This window comes from Aurantimicrobium sp. MWH-Uga1, assembly GCF_003325955.1.
GTDB lineage: Bacteria > Actinomycetota > Actinomycetes > Actinomycetales > Microbacteriaceae > Aurantimicrobium.
In genome coordinates this window covers 1495494-1517376 of record NZ_CP030929.1, presented here as the reverse complement: position 1 = coordinate 1517376, position 21883 = coordinate 1495494, and the positions used below count along the sequence as shown (strand labels likewise).

The following is a 21883-nucleotide window of genomic DNA, read 5'->3' as shown; positions in this document are numbered from 1 at the left end:
CTTGCTCACCGGGAAAAAATCACCGGACACCAATGAAAAAATCTAGGCCGAGTCTAACATGAGCACGGCACTCATGAGCTGAGCGGGCCACCGGCAATCACATAGCCAGCTCCAACAGCCAATAAACCAGCAGCAGTTGACCCAACGATGTTCAGCCCCGTGATGAACCATTTTCCTGCTTGCATTCGTTCCACTGACTCCACCGTAAAGGTGCTCATGGTGGTGAAACCTCCGCAGAAGCCAGCCACCAGAATGAAGCCCAACTCGGTTGAGAGTACGGTGTTGATCAACAGTGCAGTGAAGACACCGATGAGGAATGAGCCCACCACGTTGACAATAAAAATTGCCAGCGGGAAGCCTTCCTTCTTGGGAGGCAACGCAACGGTTGCACCATAGCGCAGCCCGGCTCCGAGGCCACCGGCAACGATGGCGAGAATAAAGGACAGTGCGTTCATCGCCGGGCTCCTTTCTTGCGGGGAGTTCCCAACCAGATTCCGAGCACTGCCGCAAAGAGGCTTGTCGCAATAGAGAGTGCGAGGAATGCTGCCGTCATCATCGGATTCTGTATCAGCAGTGCCTGCAACATGACACCTGAGAATGTGGTGAAACCGCCCAGAACGCCCGGGCCAATGCCCACCTTGAACCAGCGTGGAGTTTTCGGTTTGGCCCACAGACCTGCAACCAAGAAACCTAAGACGAAGGAGCCCACAGCGTTGATGAGCATCGTGCTACCGAGGGAGAAAGTTGCAAAGACGAGACTGAGAATGATGTCCAACAGGATGCGCAATGCTGTACCCAGTGCACCACCAATGATCACGGGTAAGAGATCTTTTTTCAGATCTTTCACTCAGTGTCAGTCTTTTCGCGCTTAGCCGGAGTCATCGGCTTACGTGCAGGAGGACGTATGGGTTCACCACGACGTGATTGTCCGGGCACTGGGCGTGAACGACGACCATAAATGAGATCTGTGGAGTCCAGTAGCCAGGGCACCAGGGCGATGGCAACACCGTGCTCGAGCATAAGTTTCATCTTCAGGCGACGTGCCTTGTGGTTGTGCAGTGCATGCTCCCACCAGTGGCCCACGATGTATTGGGGTAGGTACACAGTCACAATCTCTGAACCGTGTTGTGCGCGGTGTTCACGGATGTGCTGAATCAGTGGCCAGCTGAGGTCGCGATAGGGCGAGCTAATAATTCGCAGCGGCAGGTGAATATTTTGGCGTATCCAGTCCAACTCAAGTCGAGCGGTGGCCACTTCGTTGATTGAGACGTGAACGGCTTCGATGGAGTCGTGACGGGCAGCAATGGCGTAGTCGATGGCTTTGAGGATGGGCTTTTGCATCTTGCCAACCAGCACGATTGCGTGGTCACCCTTCGCCCCGAAGGTGGTGACAGCGTCAACAGCCACCTCTGCTTCAACGTCGCGGTAGTAGCGGTTCACACCAATCATGAGTGTGAAGAGAATAGGCATAGCCAAGAAGACAATCCAGGCACCGTGGGTGAACTTTGTCACGGTGACGATGATGAGAACTGTGGCAGTGAAGGTTGCACCTGTGATGTTGATAAGGCGTGAGCGCTTAATGCTTCCAGGATTCTCAGGCTTTGTCTTGAGAAGTTTGGTCCAGTGCACGACCATGCCGGATTGGCCTAGCGTGAAGGACACGAAAACACCGATGATGTAGAGCTGAATGAGTTGTGTGAGGTTTGCTTGGAATACAACCAAAATCACAATTGCAGCCAAGCCCAAGGAGATAACTCCGTTGGAGTAGATCAGACGGTCACCACGTGTTTCCAACGACTTTGGCGCGTATCCGTCACGTGCCAAAACGGAACCCAAGAGTGGGAATCCGTTGAAGGCAGTATTTGCCGCAAGCAATAGCACTAGGGCGGTTCCTGCCTGAATCGCATAAAACAAGAAGGTGTTGTTGCCGAAGGTGGCGGCGGCAATCTGTGCCATCAGGGATCGTTGAGGTACAGTCTCACAATTGGCAAAGCCGATGAGGTGGCAAGCATCTTCGGCATAACGAACACCTGAGATGAAAGCCATGATAATGAGACCTGCAAACAGCGTGATGGCAATGGCTCCCATAATCACCAGGGTGGTCTGGGCGTTCTTAATCTTGGGAACGCGAAACGCAGGAACTCCATTAGAAATTGCCTCAACACCGGTGAGCGCAGCGCAACCACTAGCAAATGAACGCAAGAGCAAGAGGACCAGGGCTGCTTGGGCTACGTTCTCGCCTTGCACAAAATACTCTGAAGATTCAGCCACGGGGGGGTCGCCCATGATTGTTCGCACAAGGCCCACAACAATCATGAAAAAGACGCTGGCTACGAAGAAGTAGGTCGGGAAAGCAAAAGCTTTACCTGATTCGCGAACACCACGTAGGTTGATGGCGGCAAGGATGATGACAAAGACAAATGCAAGCAGGACACGTTCTGGTGCCAATTCGGGAATTGCCGAAATGATGTTGTCTACACCAGAGGCAACCGACACCGCTACGGTCATGACGTAGTCAACGAGCAGAGCAGACGCTACAACAACACCGGCTTTTTCACCCAGGTTCTTGTGAGCAACCTCGTAGTCCCCACCACCAGAGGGGTAAGCCTTGATGAGTTGGCGGTAGCTGGCAATCACCACAATCATGAGCAAGATGACACAGGCGGCAATCCAAGGTGCAAAGCTGAGGAAGGCAAGACCACCGATAAGCAGAATCATCAACAATTCTTGAGGGGCGTATGCCACCGAAGAAAGTGGGTCACTGGCAAATATCGGAAGGGCAATGCGTTTCTTGAGAAGCTCGCCCTCGAGCATCGCAGTGGGGAGCGGATCGCCAATAATCCAGCGTTTAGGTGACTTAGATTCTGGAATAGAACCTGTGGGTGTTTCTTCAGGACTCACGAAAGGCTACTTTACGCCGATTCTTCCCTCAGAGAACTCACATTTGTTTGTTACAAAGTAGTGCCAGACTGGGTCTTGTGTTTCTTTTAGCTAAAGCCAGTATGAAAAACCGCGCACTCATTGCGCTGGTCACGGTCGTTGTTGCCATTTTTGGTGGCCTTGCACTGACCAATCTCAAGCAAGAATTGGCGCCGAGCGTTCAGTTCCCACAGCTGGCTGTGCTGACAGTTTACCCCGGTGCTGCACCGGAAGTGGTCAACCAAGATGTCTCGAACCCGATTGAAACAGCTATTCAGGGTGTTCCGGGTATCGAAAACACCACAGCGACCTCAAGTACCAACCTGAGCCTGATTTCTGTCTCCTTTACCTACGGCACAGATCTGATTATTTCTGAACAGAAAATCAATCAGGCAATCAACCGCATCAAATCTCAACTTCCGACCGATGTTGACCCCCAAGTAATCACTGGAAGCTTTAGCGACTTTCCCGTTATGCAGATTGCAGTCTCGAGTGATGTCAGCACTCTGGAGCTAGCCGACCTTCTTCGTGCCTCTACGCTCGGTGAAATTAAAGACGTTGAGGGGGTTCGTGACGCAGCACTATTGGGTGCTCCTGAAAAGCGCGTCACCATCACTCCAGATTTTGGTGCTCTCCAAGCGCAAGGGCTAACTACAGCAGCAATCAAAGACACCCTGGACGCCAATGGCCTTCTGATTCCAGCCGGCGAAATCACAGAGAACGACCAGACTCTTTCTGTCCAAATTGGTGAGCGCATTACCTCAACAGAAGAGATTGCTAACCTTCCGCTGGTGGGGGCCAAGGGTCCAGGTGTGGTCACCATCGGTGATGTTTCCACCGTTGAACTCACCAATGCTCCCGTCACCACAATTTCTCGCGTCAACGGACAGCCCGCATTGACCATTGCTGTGACCAAGCTTCCTGGTGCGAACACGGTAGATGTCTCTCACGCAGTCAATGCCGTTATTCCTGAACTTCAGGCGAGCTTGGGAAACAATGCGACATTTACTGTTGTCTTTGACCAGGCTCCCTATATCGAAAAATCTATCGAGTCTCTAACTACCGAAGGTTTGCTGGGTCTGCTCTTTGCTGTTCTGGTAATCCTGGTCTTCCTGCTGTCGATTCGATCGACCATCGTGACGGCAATCTCGATCCCCACCTCGGTCCTCATCACCTTCATTGGTCTGCAGGCGTCAAACTACACACTCAACATCCTCACCCTGGGTGCGCTGACGATTGCCATTGGTCGAGTTGTTGATGACTCCATCGTGGTCATTGAAAACATTAAGCGTCGACTTGTTCCAGGTGTGGACCGCGCTGAAACCATCGTGGATGCCGTACGTGAAGTTGCTGGGGCTATCACGGCCTCTACTGCAACTACTGTTGCCGTATTCTTGCCTCTCGCTTTCGTGGGAGATATCACCGGTGAACTGTTCCGCCCCTTCGCTCTGACGGTCACCATCGCGCTGGTTGCGTCACTGCTCGTTTCATTGACGATCGTTCCCGTGCTGGCCTACTGGTTCCTTCGTGCACCCTCTGAAACTGGAAAGCGTGCACAGAAAGCTAAAGAAGCTGAGCTCGCCGGAGAAGAAAAGCCTGGCTGGCTGCAAAAGGGCTACCTGCCGATTATCAACTGGACACTCAAGCACAGCGTTGTCACGATTATTCTTGCCGTGCTCGTGCTTGTTGGCACCGGTGCAATCCTGCCTTTGATGAAGACCAACTTCCTGGGATCTTCAGGACAGAACACATTCACGGTGACCGAAGCCATTAAGCCGGGAACTAGCCTGGAAGCACAGGATGCCATGGCTGCTGATGTTGAAGGTGCATTGCTCGACACCACGGGTGTTGAAATTGTCCAGGTCTCTATCGGTTCTTCAGGGAACGCACTACGTGACGCCTTTGTTGGCGGTGGTGACACTGCAATTACTTACTCGGTTACCACCGTTGAAGGCGGCGACCAGCAGAAGATTCAAGAAGATGCTCGTATCGCTGTCGAGAAGGTAGCTGACAAGGACACCATCACGATTGGTTCTTCGGGCGGTTTTGGTGCTAGCAGCGATATTGAAATCAACATCACTGCCCCCAACCAGGCTGACCTAGAGAAGGCTGCTGCTGAAGTTCAAAAGACTATGGCTGCTTTGCCTGAAGCGAAGCAGGTCACCAGTAACCTCACTGAAGCTCGCCCCTACATTGCTGTCACGGTGAATCGCACTGAAGCAGCGGAGGCTGGTTTCTCTGAGGTTGCACTCGCAGGCTATGTTGCTCAGGCCATGCGTCCCACCACCATTGGAACAGTGGTGATTGAGGGAACAACTCTGGACATCTACATTGCCTCGGAAGATCCTCCTGCAACGGAAGCAGAACTTGCGGCACTGATTATTCCTACAGCTCAGGGACCAGTTCCTTTAGACACCTTGGCCACCATAGAGGTCAAGGACGGTCCTGCCACTGTGACCACGGTGAAGGGTCAACGCAGCGCCACCGTCACCATCACACCCAACAGTGAAGACCTCGGCACTGCAACTGCAGCTGTCAACAGAGCTCTCACTGATCTCAATCTTCCAGCTGGTGCCTCAGCGAAGATTGGTGGCGTGAGCGCCGACCAAGCTTCCGCGTTTAGCTCGCTGGGTATTGCACTCCTGGTCGCCATCCTCGTGGTTTACATCATCATGGTGGCCACATTTGGATCACTGCTTCAGCCACTGTTGCTGCTTATCTCAGTTCCCTTCGCAGCAACCGGTGCCATTGGTCTGCAGGTCATCACCGGTGTTCCACTGGGTGTTCCTTCCTTCATCGGTTTGTTGATGCTGGTCGGAATTGTGGTGACAAATGCCATCGTGCTGATCGACTTGGTCAACCAGTACCGAGCTAAGGGTCTGCCTGTTCGCGAGGCTCTCACCGAGGGTGCGACTCGTCGTTTGCGCCCCATCTTGATGACGGCGTTGGCCACCATCTTTGCTTTGATTCCGATGGCTGTGGGTATCACCGGCTCCGGTGGTTTCATCTCTCAGCCGCTGGCCATCGTGGTGATTGGTGGTTTGATTTCTTCAACAGCGCTGACCTTGATTGTCCTTCCCACCATCTACAACCTGGTTGAGGGTGGTCGTGAAAAGCGCAAGGCAAAGCGTGCTGAAAAGAAGCAGGCAAAGGCAGGAACACCCGCACCAACTGCCTCATCAACAGAGCCTGTCTTTGACACCTTGGTTATCGATGACGATGGTGATGATGATTCACCGATTCGTCGCCGTCGTTCAAATTCTTAGACCGGCTGCCTCCTAGCTAGGCTGGAGGGATGAAAACCTCCCGCCTTGCTGTGTGGTCACTGGTCTCAGTGGCAGCGATGTGGGGTATCGCCTTTGTGGTGATGAAACCTGCTATCGAGCAGCAACCGTTCTTTGACTTTCTGGCGATCAGATTCACCATTGCCGCTGGAATCATGCTGGCTATCAAACCCAAGGTTGTGCTGGCCCTCCAGGGCAAAATGCTTGCCGTCGGTGCTGGCCTCGGAGTGGTCTTAGGGCTTGCTTACATCACTCAAACCCTTGCCTTAGAGATGACCACTGCTGCCATCACAGGCTTCCTCACCGGAACCTATGTGGTTCTCACTCCAGTTTTGGGTTGGATTATTTTCCGCCGCAAAGTCGGAATCAAGGTGGCCGTTGGTGCCGTGTTGGCACTGATTGGTTTAGGGCTGATTTCTATCACTGGTGTAACCATTGAGGTTGGCCAGATCTGGGGCATTGTCTGCGCAGTTCTCTACGCCCTACACATCGTTGGTCTGGGTAAATTCAGTTCAGGCCTTGATTCCTACGCGCTCACCTTTGTTCAGCTGTTGTTTGTGGCAGTGGTGTGTTGGATTGGTGCACTTCCAGATGGCTACCAAGGACCACCCACTGTTGATGTCTGGATGGCTGTCCTCTTCACGGCCATCTTTGCCACCGTCATCGGCTTCTTTGTTCAGACCTGGGCTCAAGCACAAATGGAACCTGCGCGTGTGGCCATCATTCTCACCCTAGAAGTGGTGTTCACCGCGGTGGTCTCCGTTGCTGTGGGTCAGGAAGTTCTCGCGCTGAAAACAATCATTGGTGGAGCTTTCATGGTTGCCGCTATGGTGATCGTCGAATGGCCAACTAAAGGCAAAAAAGAACACATTGCTGGAACACCTAGTGAGGATGATGACGAAGACATCGTTCCACTCGAGCCCCTTCCTCACTAGGCAAAGTGGCCAAGTAGTGGCCGATAAACTGTGAGCATGACTTCTGCACGCGAACAACTCATCAACTTCATCAAAGAAGAAGCCGTATTCCACGGTGACTTCACGCTGACCAGCGGCAAGAAGGCAACCTATTACGTAGACATGCGCAAGATCTCGCTCGATCACCGCGTTGCCCCACTTATTGGGCAGGTTATGTTGGACGTCCTTGCACAGATTCCAGATGTTGACGCCGTGGGTGGTCTCACCATGGGTGCAGACCCCATTGCGACAGCGGTCTTGCACCAGGGCGCAGCTCGCGGACTACCCTATGACGCATTTGTTGTCCGCAAAGAACCCAAAGACCACGGACGTGGCCGCCAGGTTGAAGGCCCTGATCTCACAGGCAAGCGAGTAGTCGTCCTTGAGGACACCTCCACCACCGGTGGTTCACCCCTGAAAGCCATTGAAGCACTCGAGAAGGTCGGTGCCGAGGTTGCTGGTGTTGCCGTGGTTGTCGACCGTGCAACAGATGCTCGTCAACGTATTGAAACGGCCGGCTACCCCTACTTCTATGCCATCGGTCTTGAAGACCTTGGGCTTGAGCCTCAGTAACTGTGACTGAACTTCCTGACTCACCCACACACGAGCTCAGCACCTCGGGTGTGGGGCCTTGGATTGGTGAACTTCCTGTAGAGCCTTGGTATGACCCTGAGCTTCTCGAAAAGGGCGATACCCGTAACGTCATTGACCGTTATCGCTATTGGAAGATGGAAGCAATCGTCGCTGACCTCGACGAAAAACGTCATCCCTTCCACGTTGCTATTGAGAACTGGCAACACGATATGAACATCGGTTCCATTGTTCGATCGGCTAACGCCTTTGGTGCCGACACCGTCCACATCGTGGGGCGTAAGCGTTGGAACAAGCGCGGAGCCATGGTCACAGACCGCTATCAACACGTTCTTCATCACGACACCGTTGCAGATCTCGTGGCCTGGACCTCAGAACACGACCTTCCCATATTGGCAATTGATAATGTCCCGGGCTGCGTCAAGATTGAGACCTATTCACTCCCCGAGCGCTGCCTGTTTCTCTTCGGTCAAGAAGGACCAGGTCTTTCTGCTGAGGCAATTAATGCGGCAGAAGCAGTCATCGAAATCACACAGTTTGGTTCCACGCGTTCGATCAATGCCAGCGCAGCGGCAGCGGTCACTATGCACTCGTGGATCATGCAGCACGTTAACTTTTCAGATTCCTTGACCAGCTAATATCTCGCTCATGATAGAACTGCGCAGGGCAATCCGACTGCCCGGTGCCGTTGCCTTAGGGCTGGGCTCAATGATTGGTGCGGGGGTCTTTTCGGCATTTGCGCCAGCGGCACAATCGGCAGGAGTGTGGTTGCTTCTGTCTTTATGTCTTGCTGCCTTAGCGGCTTGGCTCAATGCTTCCTCGTCGGCGCAGCTGGCAGCACAATTTCCCACTTCAGGTGGAACTTACGCCTTTGGTCGCGAAATGTTGGGCCCCTGGTGGGGGTATCTTGCTGGGTGGTCTTTCGTCATCGGAAAACTGGCGAGCTCAGCAGCTATCGCTTTGACCCTGGCTGCCTATCTGCTTCCGGAAGAATGGCAGCGACCTGGAGCTATCCTCGCAGTCGCGACACTGACTCTGGTAAATATGAGAGGCATCACGCGCACCATTGTGATGGCTGTTGCGCTCATGATTCCCGTTGTTATGGTTCTGCTGGCTTTCATTAGCTTCGGCATTCTTGATCGTTCTATTCAATCCACCGCTGCTGCACCCGCTGACATTTATGGAATAACGCAAGCGGCGGGGCTTCTGTTCTTTGCGTTTGCTGGATATGCCCGTTTAGCAACTTTGGGCGAAGAAGTAGTGCAGCCGATAAAAACTATTCCGCGCGCAATCATGATTTCACTTGTTATCGCGTTCCTTATCTATATGGGCGTGGGGTGGAGCCTGCTTGAATTGCTTGGTCCACAGAAGCTCGCATCGAGCACTCGACCCCTACTCGATGCGCTCGAGGTCGCTGGACTGAGCTCATGGAGCACCGCCATCGTGATGGGAGCGGCGTTGGCATGCGCAGGTTCACTTTTGGCACTCATTGCCGGAATAAGCCGGACTTTGTTCGCAATGGGTCGCAACAAGGATGTTCCTCAGTGGCTTGCAGAAGTACACCCGAGATTCCACGTTCCACACCGCGCAGAATTGCTTGTTGGAATCATTGTCATTGTTGTTGTGTCAAGCGCTGATATTCGAGGTGCTATCGGATTTTCTTCCGCCGGAGTTCTCTTCTACTACTTCGTCACGAATCTTTCTGCTCTGAAACAGGACAAAACTCACCGCCTATATCCTCGATTTACTGCCATAGCAGGAGCGTTAGTGTGTGCTCTTCTCGTCGTGACGCTACCTCCGACTTCGCTCATTGTGGCAGGAACTGTCCTGGTATGCGGAGTAATTCTGAGAATGATGAGAATTCGCAGAAGATAGGCTTGCAGAGATGACGACACGGAACTCTCCTGAAGCTTGGGATCAGCGGTATGCAGAATCTGAGATGGTCTGGTCTTTAGAACCCAATCAGTTTGTTGTTGAGTATCTCTCTGGACTCCCCACAGGAAAGATGCTCGATCTGGGTGGCGGAGAAGGGCGCAATGCCCTGTGGTTTGCCGGCCGCGGCTGGCATGTTGAGAATTCTGACTTCTCACCAGTCGCCGTAGAAAAATTTCTGCAACGTGCTGAACGTGAGGGTCTCTTAGAACTGTGCACAGGAACAACAGTGGATGCGACTCAACCTGAATCCTGCGTCACCAAACCAGTAGACCTTGCAGTTGTGGCATACCTCCAGATTCCTGCAGCAGACCTCGCCGCCGCCATTTCCACGGCAGCGAAGAGTCTGCGCCCAGGTGGCACATTGTTTGGTGTGTGGCATGCCCGAGAAAACCTCGAACAGGGCTTTGGCGGACCACCAAGCCCAGAGCTCAACCCAACCCAGGATGAGCTTCGTGCAGCCTGTGACGCACTCGGATTGAAGGTACACACTGTGACGATGAGAGATCGTTTCTTTGACTCTGGCGGACAGGAGCGCAAGGCGATCGATGTTATTCTCTTGGCCACTGCTGCCGCATAAGGAACTGCAAGAAATAGACATTGCCCAGCCGGTAGAATGAATTACTGGCAGGTCGCAGTCGCGCTCGCCGAACAAGGGACGAGGGGATATCGTCATGCCAGCAATCGTGTTGATTGGTGCCCAGTGGGGCGATGAAGGTAAGGGTAAAGCTACCGACCTTCTCGCTGAGCGCATCGACTACGTGGTCAAGTTCAACGGTGGAAACAATGCCGGTCACACCGTAGTTATTGGTGACGAGAAGTATGCCCTCCACCTTCTTCCTTCCGGCATTCTCACTCCTGGTGTTACTCCCGTGATTGCGAACGGTGTAGTCATTGACATTTCTGTGCTCTTTGCTGAGTTGGACGCCCTGAACTCTCGTGGCATCGACACCTCGAAGCTGCGCGTGAGCGCTAACGCCCACGTCATCACCGACTACCACCGCACCTTGGACAAGGTCACCGAGCGCTTCCTAGGCAAGCGCCAGATTGGTACTACGGGCCGTGGCATTGGCCCCACCTACGCCGACAAGATCAACCGGGTGGGTATTCGCATCCAAGACATTTTTGACGAAGGAATTCTGCGTCAAAAAGTTGAAGCAGCATTGGATATCAAGAACCACCTTCTTGCCAAGATTTATAACCGTCGGGCCATATCTGCCGACGCTGTTATTGAAGAACTTCTTTCCTACCGTGAGCGCTTAGCGCCCATGGTCGCTGACACCGCGCTGGAGCTCAACCAGGCTCTCGAAGCTGACAAGGTTGTCCTCTTTGAAGGTGGCCAGGCAACCATGCTGGACATCGATCATGGAACCTACCCCTTCGTTACCTCTTCTAACGCCACAGCAGGTGGCGCTTCGACCGGTTCCGGTATTGGGCCCAACAAGTTCGAGCGTGTGATTGCTGTCATCAAGGCCTACACAACACGAGTCGGTGCTGGTCCCTTCCCCACCGAGCTCTTTGATGCTGATGGTGAATTCCTGCGCGCAAAGGGCTTCGAGTTTGGCACCACTACCGGACGTCCTCGCCGTTGTGGTTGGTATGACGCACCCATTGCTCGATACACCGCGCGTATCAACGGTGTGACCGACTTTGTGTTGACCAAGCTGGATGTTCTCACTGGTCTAGAGAAGATTCCTGTGTGTGTTGCGTACGACGTTGATGGTGTTCGCCATGATGAGGTTCCTGTTAACCAGACAGACTTCCACCACGCTAAGCCCATCTTGGAATACTTCCCCGGCTGGAGCGAAGACATCACCGGTGCACGAAAGTTCAGCGATCTTCCCAAGAACGCTCAGGACTATGTCACTGCTTTGGAAGCCATGAGCGGCGCCCGCTTCTCCGCGATCGGCGTTGGCCCTGCACGTGATGCCATCATCGTGCAGCACGATCTCGTCGGCTAATCACCACGCACAGGTAATAAACAGATTAGTTTGGAATACTACAAGAATGACACATCGCTTAATCGTTTCCGCACTTACTGTTTGTGCAACTGTTCCTGCCCTCGTCTTTGGTCTTGGAGTCAATGCAGCGTATGCCGAAACGAGTGATGCAGTCACTGAAACGCTGATACAGACCTCTCTCAGCGGGTTAGACACCACGGTTACTGATCCAGTGCTCTTGGCAGAGCTTCAGCAGGATGTATCAGAAGCGATCGAGGTAGGAATTATTGATCCTGCAATTGTGCAGGTCGTCGAAGAAACAGTCACAGATCCAACCTCAACTCCGTCACCTGAGGAAACTACGGCCCCAACCGATACAGAGCTCGCCGATCTCATAGATGAAAACTTGGCTGAAGAAAGCGATGCATGGACTGAAGAGGAGCCAGCTTGGGCCGCAGCTTTTGAAGCAATTCGTGCAGATTTTGAACTCTGTCGGACTGATGGACAATCCACTTCCTCATGTGCACGCACACTTGGTTTCCAGCTTCAAATAGCCCACGCACAAGCAGAACTTGCCACACTGGATGAAGCTATTGCTGCAGTTGCGACTCTTCCTGAAGAAGAACAAGCTTCTGCCCTAGCAGAACTAGAGGCTCAGCGCGCAGAACTTGAGGCTCACCTCGTCCGTGCAACGGCAAAACTTGAAGCCGCTGTTTCCTCTGGAGTTGCGGGAGCAACACCAGAGGTTCAAGCTCGACTGAACGCTGTCGTAGGCGAAGTTCGTGGGCGTGCTCAGGCACCTGCTTTGCCAGAACAAGCACAACAAAACAAGAATGGATCTAGCAACACTGTTGTGCCTCAAACTCCAGGACAGCAAGACGTTGTCTCGCCAGAGTCGTCAACTCAGCAAGGTCCAGGCATCAGTGTCGAGCAAGCTCCGGGTAAATCCGGAAATGCTGGAAAGCCTGCCAACCCTGGTGGCCAGGGACAGGGTAACTCAAATAAAAATAACCGCTAACGTGAGCAATACGTGAACAGAAAATCTTGGTTGCGCGCGGTCGCAGTTATTGGATTGATTACAGTTGCTGTAGCTGGTCTATCTGCCTGCGCCGCAGAAGCTAAGCCCGCCGTTACCCCGTCAGCAACGAACGACATTCTGACGAAAATACTTCCAGCAGATGTCAGTGCTAAAGGAGTTTTACTCGCGGCAGTTCTTCTCTCGACGGCAGATATTTCCAGTGCTGTGGAAAGTGGCCTTGTTACTCCTGCTGAAGTGGCAACTGCTCAGCAAGCTATCAATGACAACACTCTTGATATCTGGCGCCAACGCGCTGAAGCAGATCTGAATAAATAGTCCCTGTCTGACCAATCGGGCATAATTCTTTGGTCGTTTACACCCGAACGAGTACACACGGGTCTAGGCTGAGATAGCTATGACTTCCCCAGCTGCTACGACTAAACGTGGCCAATCTCCGGCAATTATTGTTTTCAAGTTTGTGGCGTTGGCGTTGTTGTGGGGTTCGAGTTTCTTCTTTATCAAGATTGCTCTGGACACCCTGAGCTGGGGGCAAATAGCATGGTCACGCGTGGTTGCCGGTGGTGTGTTCATGTTGGTGTTCTGGCTGATTAGCCGAGAACAACTACCCAAAGACCTCAAGCTCTGGGGCCACATCGCGGTCGCCGGAATCATCGGTATTGGTATCCCCTTCATCTTTTTCCCCTGGGCTGAGCAATACATCACCTCTGCCGTTGCCACCATTTACAACGGCCTGACGCCCATCATGACCGCCATCATTGCTGTATATGTGTTGCGGGTTGAGAACTTCAATCGCAACCAGGCAGTTGGTGTGCTGGTTGGTCTGGCAGGACTTGTCGTGGTTATCGCACCCTGGACAATTACAGACTTAGGCGGTGGCTTCTGGGGCCAGATTGCCGCACTGAGCGCAGCTGTGATGTATGGATTCTCAGGAACTTATCTGAAGAAGTTTGTCTTCCCCCGTGGCGTTTCAGCCAAGGCCATCTCGATTATCGAAGTGGGAGCGGCAGCTTTCTTCATGCTGTTGCTCACACCATTCTTAGCAACCGGTCCACTCACGATTGATTGGACGAGCATTGTTGCTATTTCGATCATCGGCTTTGGTGGAACAGGCCTCGCTTATTTGTGGTTCAACGATGTTCTTGATTCCTGGGGCCCCACTCGCGCATCCTCGGTGACCTATGTGATGCCGATTGTTGGAATCATGCTTGGTGTTGTCTTTCTCGGCGAAAGTCTGCACTGGTATGAACCAGTCGGTGGCGCCATCGTCATTGCTGGTGTGCTCATCATGCGCAGGCAAGCTCAGAAGTAATCACTCCTGCGCTACCCTGAATCTATGGCGCAGAACGAGATGACCCCTGAGGTCGCAGCAGAGCTTGCAGGCATTCGCGAGAGCATCGATAACATCGATGCTGCTCTCATTCACATGCTTGCTGAACGATTTAAGTTCACTCAAAAGGTCGGAACCCTCAAAGCTGCCAACAACCTTCCACCCTCAGACCCCGAGCGTGAAGCTCGCCAGGTTGCCAGACTGCGTGCACTGGCAGAGGAGGCCAACTTGGATCCCACCTTTGCCGAGAAGTGGTTCCACTTTGTTGTGGAAGAAGTTATTCATCACCACGTGCAAGCGCGAGGCTAAACATGAATCAATACCAGCTCCAGTGGGGCATCAAAGATTCATTATTGGGTTATTTGCGCGGCATTGAAGATGGCCTTATCGAAGCAGACTTTCCTGCTGCGTTTGAAGGCAATCTATTCACATTTAGTGAAGACAGCGCTGCCTCGAACTTTGATGCTGAAACCGCAACTGGAACATTACAGTTCCAAGGAACTGCCAAGCTTAGTGGCCATTGGGGCATGATGAACATCGTGCTCAAGAACCCACTCATCGAACTGCAGAATGGAGCGGGAACTCTCCTCATCGCGCAAGGGGGAATCCTCACCCCAGAAACATTTGTGCCGTTAGTGAAGCTTGAACGCATCGGCGACAGCAATGAATATCGCACCAGCCTCACCATTGAAGGACGGCTAGTACTCGGTGAGCAATATCAGGTTGGTCAGGAACTCAACAGTCTGGCAATCAAAACTCTGTAAGAGCAGTTACTACTTGGATTGATCCAAATCCGAAGCTTCGTTGAGATTTTGCATGCCTGTTTTACCAATGAGATTCTCCTGGTACGACTCGGCTGCTGCTACGAGAGGTTCTGCGGCAGTTCTGATTCGTTTACCCTTCTTTGCTCGCGTAAATCGGATCAACATCCCTACCGCAATTGCACCCCAAAAAGCAGTAATGAGTATTGGTAATACAAAGTCCACAATTCCCCCAGCCACTTAAAAGTCAGCAGTCTTGGGATCTGGACCGATACGACTGTCTGTGTTCAGAGTCTTGATTGCTGCAAGATCATCCTGATCAAGCTCGAAACCGAACACATCAAAGTTGGATTGAATTCGAGAGGTCATCACTGACTTAGGGATGACAACTCGTCTGGATTGAATGTGCCAGCGAATAATGACCTGGGCAATGCTGACGTTGTGCTTGAGAGCAATAGAGCTCAAAACAGCATCTTCTAAAGCTGCTCCACGACCTAGTGGAGACCACGCTTCGGTGAGTATTCCCAGCTGTGAGTCGACTTGCGAAAGAGCATCCTGTTGGAGATAGGGATGAAGTTCAATCTGGTTGACCGCAGGAACAACCCCGGTTGCCGAAATGATCTCAGTGAGGTGTTCTTCTTCGAAGTTGGAGACACCGATTGACTTCACCAGACCTTTATCGCGCATCTCAATGAGGGTTTCCCAGGCAGAAAGGAAGTTGCCTCTCCAGGGAGACGGCCAATGAATCAAATACAAATCCACGTAGTCCATGCCGAGAAGATCAAGGCTTTTGTGGATTGCTTTCCAAGCATCCTCTGGAGCTTGGTCAGTGTTCCAGAGTTTGGTTGTGATGAAGATTTCTTCACGTGGGATACCTGATGCGGCGACAGCTGCCCCGACACCTCTCTCGTTCTCATAGAGAGACGCAGTATCAATGTGGCGGTAGCCGGAACCCAGCGCTGTCACTACGGTCTCTTCAGCAACCTCATCATCGACCTTGTATACGCCATAGCCAATTTGAGGAATGACCAATCCGTCATTCATCTCTAGTCGAGGGCCGCCAACAGGTAAAGTCATGATGCCTCCAGAGATGAAACTAACCGAAATACTTGGGCAACGTTTCGTTGCTGCGCTGGCGAATCTCAGCGACAGAAACCTCGAACAGGCCCTGAACATCAAGCTTGGCGTCTGCTCCGCCTTGATCGGTCACACCGATACGTAAGACGGGATAGTTTCGTGCTTCACACAGACCGATAAAGCGAACATCATCTTCGCGTGGAACAGAGACGATCACACGACCTGTTGATTCAGAGAACAGCGCAGTAGCGGCGTCCACACCATCGCGCTCGATGATTTCATCGAGCCAGACGCGTGCGCCAACGCCGAAGCGCATGACGGACTCAGCAAGCGCCTGTCCCAGACCACCGTCGCTGAGGTCATGGGCAGAAAGGATCAAGCTTTCAATAGCAGCGCCCTGGAGAAGATCTGCTAACTCTTTTTCTTGAGCCAGATCAACAACGGGTGGAACACCACCGAGGTGGTTGTGGATTGTGCCAGCCCATGCCGAACCATCAAGCTCGGTGCGAGTGTAGCCGAGGAGGTAGATGTTGTTTCCTTCGTCCTGCCATGCGGAAGGAATACGGCGAGCAACGTCATCAATCACACCGAGCACGCCCACCACAGGAGTGGGGTGAATAGGTGCATCACCGGTCTGGTTATAGAAGGAGACGTTTCCACCCGTGACGGGAATCTCGAGCTCCAAGCAACCATCGGCCAAACCAGCAACAGCTTGCTTGAACTGCCACATTACTTCGGGGTTCTCGGGAGAACCGAAGTTGAGGCAGTCAGTAACCGCTGCAGGAACAGCACCTGAGACGGCAACGTTGCGGTATGCCTCTGCAAGAGCCAAACGAGCACCGTTATAGGGGTCAAGCTGGCAGTAGCGACCGTTGGCATCGGTGGCGATAGCAAAGCCGAGACCGGATTCTTCGTCGACGCGAATCATGCCGGCGTCGTCAGGGAAACTGAGCGCGGTGTTTCCCATCACGAAGTAGTCATACTGGGTGGTGATCAGGGACTTGTCTGCCAAGTTCGGGCTTGCAACAAGCTTCAAGAACTGATCCTTGAGCTCTGCACCACTCTGTGGGCGAGCGAGCTTGTCAGCAGAGTCTGCGTTGAGAGCATCAATCCATGTGGGGTATGCAACGGGACGCTCATAAACAGGACCGTCGATTGCGACGGTGCGAGGGTCCACGTTCACGATTTCTTCGCCACCGTGGTGGATCACGAGACGACCGGTGTCGGTCACTTCACCGAGAACACTGGTTTCCACATCCCACTTGTTCACCACAGCCATGAACTGATCGAGCAGTTCAGGCTTGACTACAGCCATCATGCGTTCTTGGCTCTCTGACATGAGAATTTCTTCAGCTGTGAGGGTGGGGTCGCGCAGCAGAACATTGTCGAGTTCAACAAACATGCCACCGTCACCGTTGGAGGCGAGCTCACTTGTTGCACAAGAAATACCTGCAGCACCAAGGTCTTGAATACCTTCAACGAGGCCTTCTCGGTAGAGCTCCAGGCAGCACTCGATGAGCACCTTCTCAGCGAAGGGGTCTCCTACCTGAACAGCAGGACGCTTGGTGGGTCCGGTGGAATCGAACGAGTCAGAGGCAAGAATCGAAGCGCCACCGATACCATCACCACCGGTGCGAGCACCGAAGAGAACAATCTTGTTGCCAACACCAGAAGCGTTTGCCAGGTGAAGGTCTTCGTGACGCAGCACACCAACAGAAAGCGCGTTCACGAGTGGGTTGCCCTGGTAGCAAGAGTCGAAGTAGGTCTCGCCACCAATGTTGGGTAGCCCCAGGCAGTTGCCATAGAAGCTAATACCGCCGACAACACCGTGGAGTACACGAGGAGTGTCAGGGTGGTCAATGGCACCAAAGCGAAGCTGGTCCATCACAGCTACGGGTCGTGCACCCATCGAGATGATGTCACGGACGATTCCACCCACACCGGTGGCAGCACCCTGGAAAGGCTCGATGTAGCTGGGGTGGTTGTGGCTCTCCACCTTAAAGGTGACAGCCCAGCCTTCGCCGACATCGACAACACCGGCATTCTCGCCCATGCCGACCATCAGCTTTTCTTTCATCTTCTCGCTGACCTTCTGGCCAAACTGACGAAGGTAAATCTTCGAAGACTTGTAGGAGCAGTGCTCACTCCACATCACCGAATACATCGCCAGCTCACCGGAGGTGGGGCGGCGACCGAGGATTTCACGAATCTTGGCGTACTCGTCATCCTTGAGGCCAAGGGCGCCGTAGGGCTGAACCTTGTCGGGGGTTGCGATGGCGTTCTCTACGGTGTCGGCGACGTGGTTGCTCACGCGTGAAGTCCCTTCATGTGGGTGGGAAAAGTGAGAGTGCTCATTATCTTTAGCGTCCCCCGGGAGGACCGAGGATGAGCAAAGTTGTGAAGACGGCGACAATCGCCAGAACAATGACCAGTATCAACAAAATCGGGTGGTTCAAGAACCAGCGGAAAAGTCGGTCTAACGGACGGGCATCACGTGGATCATCCGTTGCCTCACGGCGCCAGGGTCCTTCGAGTGCTCCGCGCTTGGCTTGAACAAGTTCGAAAGGAATGGTGGCATAGGGCAGGATTGCCGTGATGACGGCAAGCAAACCCATCCAGAATCCCCAGCGCTGGTTGAAGGCGATGAGGATGGAGGTTGCGCCATAGGCAATAAATACGAAACCGTGTAGTCCACCGATGGTGGTGAATAAGGTTTGGTCAATGCCGGTGGTAGCTCGCAAGATCAAGCCAGTGATCAACAGTGTCCAGGTGCATGCTTCCGCAATGGCGAGAACAAAATAGAGCTTGCGGGGAGTGAAGCCCGGGGCGTGTGCTGTGTTTGCTGCGTTCACGAAGCCTATGCCTTGGACAGGATCGTGCTTTGGATGACGGAAGTAAAGAATTTGAGCCCATCAAGACCTGAGCGCATTGCTACCGCAGTGTCGGGGCCAAAGCCTGGCTCCACTGCGTGCTCGGGGTGAGGCATCAAACCAACCACGTTTCCGGCTTCGTTCGACACACCGGCAATGTCATCGAGTGAACCGTTGGGGTTCACGCCGACATAGCGGAAGGTGACTTGACCGTTGTCTTCAATCCGTTTGATGGTGTCTGCATCAGCGACGAAGCGGCCATCTGCGTTCTTGAGGGGAATAATGATTTCTTCACCCTGGGCAAAGTCTTTCGTCCACGCCGTGTTGTTGTTCTCCACGACGAGCTTCTGATCGCGACGAACAAAAGTCTGGCAGTCATTGCGAGTGTGAGCACCGGGAACCAGGCGTGCCTCTGCCAGCATCTGGAATCCGTTACAAATACCGAGGACAGGCATACCCTTGTGAGCTGCGTCAATGACCTCAGCCATGATGGGGGCGTGGCTGGCAATAGAGCCTGCACGCAGGTAGTCGCCGTAGCTAAATCCACCGGGAAGAATGATTGCTTCCACGCCTTCGAGATTGTGCGCACCGTGCCAGAGGGCAACGGGAGTTCCACCAGCTAGCTTGACCGCACGCTGCGCGTCACGCTCATCAAGTGAGCCGGGGAAGGTGATGACTCCGACGCGCATTACTTGGCCTCGGAGATGCTGACGACATCTTCGATGACCGAGTTCGAGAGGATGTCCTCCGCGATGGTCTTGACGGCTTCCAGGGTTTCAGCAGTGACAGGGCCGTCAACGGTGAGCTCGAAGCGCTTGCCGATGCGAACACCGGTGAATTGGTTATGACCTAGGCGGGTAAGAGCGCCAGCGACTGCCTTGCCCTGTGGGTCAAGAATTTCAGCCTTGGGCATTACCTCGACAACGATGGTGGGCATGGGGGCGACTCCAGCGATTTCGCGAGTAAGGGAATACCTCAATCCTATCGGAGGGAGAGCAGTGTCTCCTTGACTCTCTCCATGCCAAGAAAGACTTCCTGGAAAGAAGTTGTCAGTGGCGATAATCCGATGCGTAATCCGTGGGGATCGCGGTAGTCGGGAATGATGTCTTCTTTCCACAGCAACGCATTTACTTCACGCATGTGAGGGTGGTTCAACGTGACATGGCCACCACGCTGGGCGGGGTCGCGTGGCGTTGCCACGGTCACGTCCAGTGGTGCTAACACTTCGTCTGTGTAGTCGATCACGAACTGTGTCAGCAGCAGGGACTTGGCACGGATGGCTTCAATACTGACTTCTCCGATGAGCTCAACAGGGTCAATCATGGCCTGCATTCCCACAACGGGCGTGGTGCCAGTAATGAAGCGGCGCAGGTCATTCTCAGGGTCATAGCCAGGACCCATCAGGAACATATTCTTAGTTCCCCACCAGCCTTGGATGGGTTGTTCAATCTGGGTCTGTAAGTCTCTGCGCACATACGCCCAGGCAGGAGCACCGGGGCCACCGCAGAGGTACTTATAGGAGCATCCCACGGCAATGTCGACGTTCCAATTATCTAACTCGACTACGACAGAGCCAACCGAGTGACTGAGGTCCCACACAATCAATGCGCCAGCGTCGTGGGTGATTTTCGTGATTGCAGGAGCATCAGCCATAAAGCCTGAGCGGTAGGCAACGTGGCTCAGCAAAACCAGTGCGGTGTTGGAGTTCACAACAGCAGCGACCTGTTCAGGCGTAACACCTGCAGAGGCGTCAACCTCAATCCACACCAACGTCATGCTCAGTTCGTCAGCGATACCTTCAAGCAGGTAGCGGTCGGTGGGGAAGTTGTCTGTGTCGAGAACAATCTCGGTCCGACCTGGTCGAGCGGCAATGGCAGCCCGCGCCATCTTGTATAACAGCACGCTGGTGGAGTCCCCAACGAAAGTTTGTCCAGGTGCAGCACCAAGAGCTGCACTACCAATTTTGTTCCCGAGTTCGAGCGGCAAGTTGAGCCACTGCTCGTCCCAGCTTCGAATGAGGCGTGTTCCCCAGTCGTGACGTAAGAAAGCTTCAATGCGGTCAAAGCTGGCCTGCATGGGGCGGCCCAACGAGTTGCCATCGAAGTACGCCAGAGGCATCCCGGGTGTGGAGGTGCGGGTTGCTTCGTCTGTTCCATAAAACTTGGCACGATGAACAGCTAGCGGATCGGATTGATCTAGCTGAGCTGCGAGTGTTTCAAAACTGGTCATAGGTACTCCACTTCGGTGGTTTCGACGATACGCGCAGAAGTAAGCCATGTGCAGAAATCTGCGGAGCTGCCGTCTGATATATCGGAGATGAAGCTCACACGTGTGGAGGGAGTCAGATCGTTTTTCGTTTCCCACCAGGAGGTCAATGACTCACTGATCTGTTTGGGTTTCATGCCACAGGCTTCCAAAGCGGTGAGTTCTCGGACGTTGATGCCTAAAGGCAAAGGCCCATTACCCAGGTCTGTGCCATAAAACACTGTTCCACCTGCGGCAATAAAACGACGCAGATTGGCACATGCAATATCGAAGGTTTCGGTATAGCTGCCGTAACCATGAATATCTAGCGTGCTCATCCAGCCCATATTGTTTTCTGCGGCGAAGCCGATCAGCTCGTCAGAGAGAATTTCCGTAAACGGCGTGTGAGCAAGCACCACCCTGCCAGAGCTGATGGCACGCTGTGCTTTTCCTGCTCCTTCAGCGTGAATCACAGGAGCCAGCCCATGTTGTTGTGCGGCGATGACAAGTTGAGCAAGCACCTCATCAGAGTGCACAGGACCGGCGTCAGCATTGAGCGTGATCTTGATTGCACGTGCGCCTGCAGCAACCTGGTTGGCAACAGCTTGCTCAGGATCAAAGACAAAGATTGTGGCATCAGCAGGAGCCCATGAGCGGTCAGAAGGGTAACCTCCGGGGGCAGCCAAGAAGTTACCAGCGAAGTCAACATCCAGACCAGGAATACTCCCTGCCGCCCACTCGTGTTGGGCAGGAAGCGACCAGCCCGTATCTAGCACTCGCCCAATACCTGCCCCAGGTAGGCCAGTCGGGTCTACCAAGCCAAGGTGAACATGGGAATCGCCAAAAAGAGGGAACACGGTTCCGCGCTCGCCCGATGATAGGCGCGCTGGAACACCAACCCCGTAAGGGTTGGTGTGTTCTCCTGAGCGCGCTGAAGACACTTTGG

At 53.5% G+C, this 21883-nt stretch carries 23 protein-coding genes; 12 read left to right on the top strand and 11 right to left on the bottom strand.

All coding sequences use genetic code 11. The features are described 5' to 3' along the window. Positions 1 to 71: 71 nt before the first annotated feature. Genes AURUGA1_RS07490 through AURUGA1_RS07480 form a run of 3 tightly spaced genes read right to left on the bottom strand, consistent with a single transcriptional unit; the run spans position 72 to position 2814 of the window. Positions 72 to 455: a CrcB family protein gene (locus tag AURUGA1_RS07490; RefSeq protein ID WP_114129566.1), complete on the bottom strand. Its 384-nt coding sequence runs from the start codon at positions 453 to 455 to the stop codon at positions 72 to 74. Then, complete coding sequence (locus tag AURUGA1_RS07485; RefSeq protein WP_114129565.1) at positions 452 to 847, bottom strand: CrcB family protein; 396 nt, start codon at positions 845 to 847, stop codon at positions 452 to 454. The genes AURUGA1_RS07490 and AURUGA1_RS07485 overlap by 4 nt, the downstream gene beginning before the upstream one ends. Beyond that, positions 844 to 2814, bottom strand: coding sequence for an APC family permease (locus AURUGA1_RS07480; protein WP_114129760.1), 1971 nt, complete (start codon positions 2812 to 2814; stop codon positions 844 to 846). The genes AURUGA1_RS07485 and AURUGA1_RS07480 overlap by 4 nt, the downstream gene beginning before the upstream one ends. Before the next feature lie 164 nt (positions 2815 to 2978). Between AURUGA1_RS07480 and AURUGA1_RS07475 the strand changes: the two genes are divergently transcribed. The 12 genes from AURUGA1_RS07475 (at position 2979) to AURUGA1_RS07420 (ending at position 14749) form a co-directional block, all read left to right on the top strand. Next, complete coding sequence (locus AURUGA1_RS07475; RefSeq protein ID WP_371412356.1) at positions 2979 to 6185, top strand: efflux RND transporter permease subunit; 3207 nt, start codon at positions 2979 to 2981, stop codon at positions 6183 to 6185. A 29-nt stretch (positions 6186 to 6214) separates the two neighbouring features. Beyond that, positions 6215 to 7138: a DMT family transporter gene (locus AURUGA1_RS07470; protein WP_114129563.1), complete on the top strand. Its 924-nt coding sequence runs from the start codon at positions 6215 to 6217 to the stop codon at positions 7136 to 7138. A gap of 36 nt (positions 7139 to 7174) precedes the next feature. After that, entirely contained in the window at positions 7175 to 7729 is a 555-nt protein-coding gene (gene pyrE / locus AURUGA1_RS07465; RefSeq protein ID WP_114129562.1) for an orotate phosphoribosyltransferase, read from the top strand. A 2-nt stretch (positions 7730 to 7731) separates the two neighbouring features. After that, complete coding sequence (locus AURUGA1_RS07460) at positions 7732 to 8385, top strand: RNA methyltransferase (RefSeq protein WP_114129561.1); 654 nt, start codon at positions 7732 to 7734, stop codon at positions 8383 to 8385. A 10-nt stretch (positions 8386 to 8395) separates the two neighbouring features. Further along, the gene (locus tag AURUGA1_RS07455) at positions 8396 to 9622 is read left to right on the top strand and encodes an APC family permease (protein WP_114129560.1); all 1227 of its coding nucleotides are present in this window, start codon (positions 8396 to 8398) and stop codon (positions 9620 to 9622) included. Between the two features lie 10 nt (positions 9623 to 9632). Beyond that, positions 9633 to 10259: a bifunctional 2-polyprenyl-6-hydroxyphenol methylase/3-demethylubiquinol 3-O-methyltransferase UbiG gene (locus AURUGA1_RS07450; RefSeq protein WP_114129559.1), complete on the top strand. Its 627-nt coding sequence runs from the start codon at positions 9633 to 9635 to the stop codon at positions 10257 to 10259. A gap of 94 nt (positions 10260 to 10353) precedes the next feature. Beyond that, complete coding sequence (locus AURUGA1_RS07445; protein WP_114129558.1) at positions 10354 to 11640, top strand: adenylosuccinate synthase; 1287 nt, start codon at positions 10354 to 10356, stop codon at positions 11638 to 11640. Between the two features lie 46 nt (positions 11641 to 11686). Continuing rightward, on the top strand, positions 11687 to 12637 hold the full coding sequence (locus tag AURUGA1_RS07440) for a hypothetical protein (protein ID WP_114129557.1): 951 nt from the start codon (positions 11687 to 11689) through the stop codon (positions 12635 to 12637). 12 nt (positions 12638 to 12649) lie between these two features. Next, positions 12650 to 12973, top strand: a complete 324-nt coding sequence (locus tag AURUGA1_RS07435) for a hypothetical protein (protein WP_114129556.1) — start codon at positions 12650 to 12652, stop codon at positions 12971 to 12973. A gap of 79 nt (positions 12974 to 13052) precedes the next feature. Continuing rightward, the gene (locus AURUGA1_RS07430) at positions 13053 to 13967 is read left to right on the top strand and encodes a DMT family transporter (RefSeq protein ID WP_114129555.1); all 915 of its coding nucleotides are present in this window, start codon (positions 13053 to 13055) and stop codon (positions 13965 to 13967) included. Positions 13968 to 13991: 24 nt separating this feature from the next. Then, positions 13992 to 14294: a chorismate mutase gene (locus tag AURUGA1_RS07425; protein WP_205214645.1), complete on the top strand. Its 303-nt coding sequence runs from the start codon at positions 13992 to 13994 to the stop codon at positions 14292 to 14294. A gap of 2 nt (positions 14295 to 14296) precedes the next feature. Beyond that, the gene (locus AURUGA1_RS07420) at positions 14297 to 14749 is read left to right on the top strand and encodes an HtaA domain-containing protein (RefSeq protein WP_114129554.1); all 453 of its coding nucleotides are present in this window, start codon (positions 14297 to 14299) and stop codon (positions 14747 to 14749) included. A gap of 9 nt (positions 14750 to 14758) precedes the next feature. On the opposite strand, the gene AURUGA1_RS07415 is transcribed toward AURUGA1_RS07420, so the two are convergent. Genes AURUGA1_RS07415 through AURUGA1_RS07380 form a run of 8 tightly spaced genes read right to left on the bottom strand, consistent with a single transcriptional unit; the run spans position 14759 to position 21878 of the window. Beyond that, positions 14759 to 14986 (bottom strand): hypothetical protein, encoded by a 228-nt coding sequence (locus tag AURUGA1_RS07415; RefSeq protein ID WP_114129553.1) that lies wholly within the window; start codon positions 14984 to 14986, stop codon positions 14759 to 14761. Then, a complete protein-coding gene (locus AURUGA1_RS07410; RefSeq protein ID WP_114129552.1) occupies positions 14987 to 15823 on the bottom strand; it encodes an aldo/keto reductase in 837 nt (278 codons plus the stop codon). 19 nt (positions 15824 to 15842) lie between these two features. Next, positions 15843 to 18134: a phosphoribosylformylglycinamidine synthase subunit PurL gene (gene purL, locus AURUGA1_RS07405; RefSeq protein ID WP_114129551.1), complete on the bottom strand. Its 2292-nt coding sequence runs from the start codon at positions 18132 to 18134 to the stop codon at positions 15843 to 15845. 49 nt (positions 18135 to 18183) lie between these two features. Then, entirely contained in the window at positions 18184 to 18675 is a 492-nt protein-coding gene (locus AURUGA1_RS07400; RefSeq protein WP_114129550.1) for a DUF3817 domain-containing protein, read from the bottom strand. A gap of 5 nt (positions 18676 to 18680) precedes the next feature. Continuing rightward, positions 18681 to 19382, bottom strand: coding sequence for a phosphoribosylformylglycinamidine synthase subunit PurQ (purQ, locus tag AURUGA1_RS07395; RefSeq protein ID WP_114129549.1), 702 nt, complete (start codon positions 19380 to 19382; stop codon positions 18681 to 18683). Continuing rightward, complete coding sequence (purS, locus tag AURUGA1_RS07390) at positions 19382 to 19630, bottom strand: phosphoribosylformylglycinamidine synthase subunit PurS (protein ID WP_096383182.1); 249 nt, start codon at positions 19628 to 19630, stop codon at positions 19382 to 19384. The genes purQ and purS overlap by 1 nt, the downstream gene beginning before the upstream one ends. A 44-nt stretch (positions 19631 to 19674) precedes the next feature. Next, complete coding sequence (locus tag AURUGA1_RS07385) at positions 19675 to 20922, bottom strand: kynureninase (RefSeq protein ID WP_114129548.1); 1248 nt, start codon at positions 20920 to 20922, stop codon at positions 19675 to 19677. Beyond that, positions 20919 to 21878, bottom strand: a complete 960-nt coding sequence (locus tag AURUGA1_RS07380) for an amidohydrolase (RefSeq protein ID WP_114129547.1) — start codon at positions 21876 to 21878, stop codon at positions 20919 to 20921. The genes AURUGA1_RS07385 and AURUGA1_RS07380 overlap by 4 nt, the downstream gene beginning before the upstream one ends. Positions 21879 to 21883 lie beyond the last annotated feature (5 nt).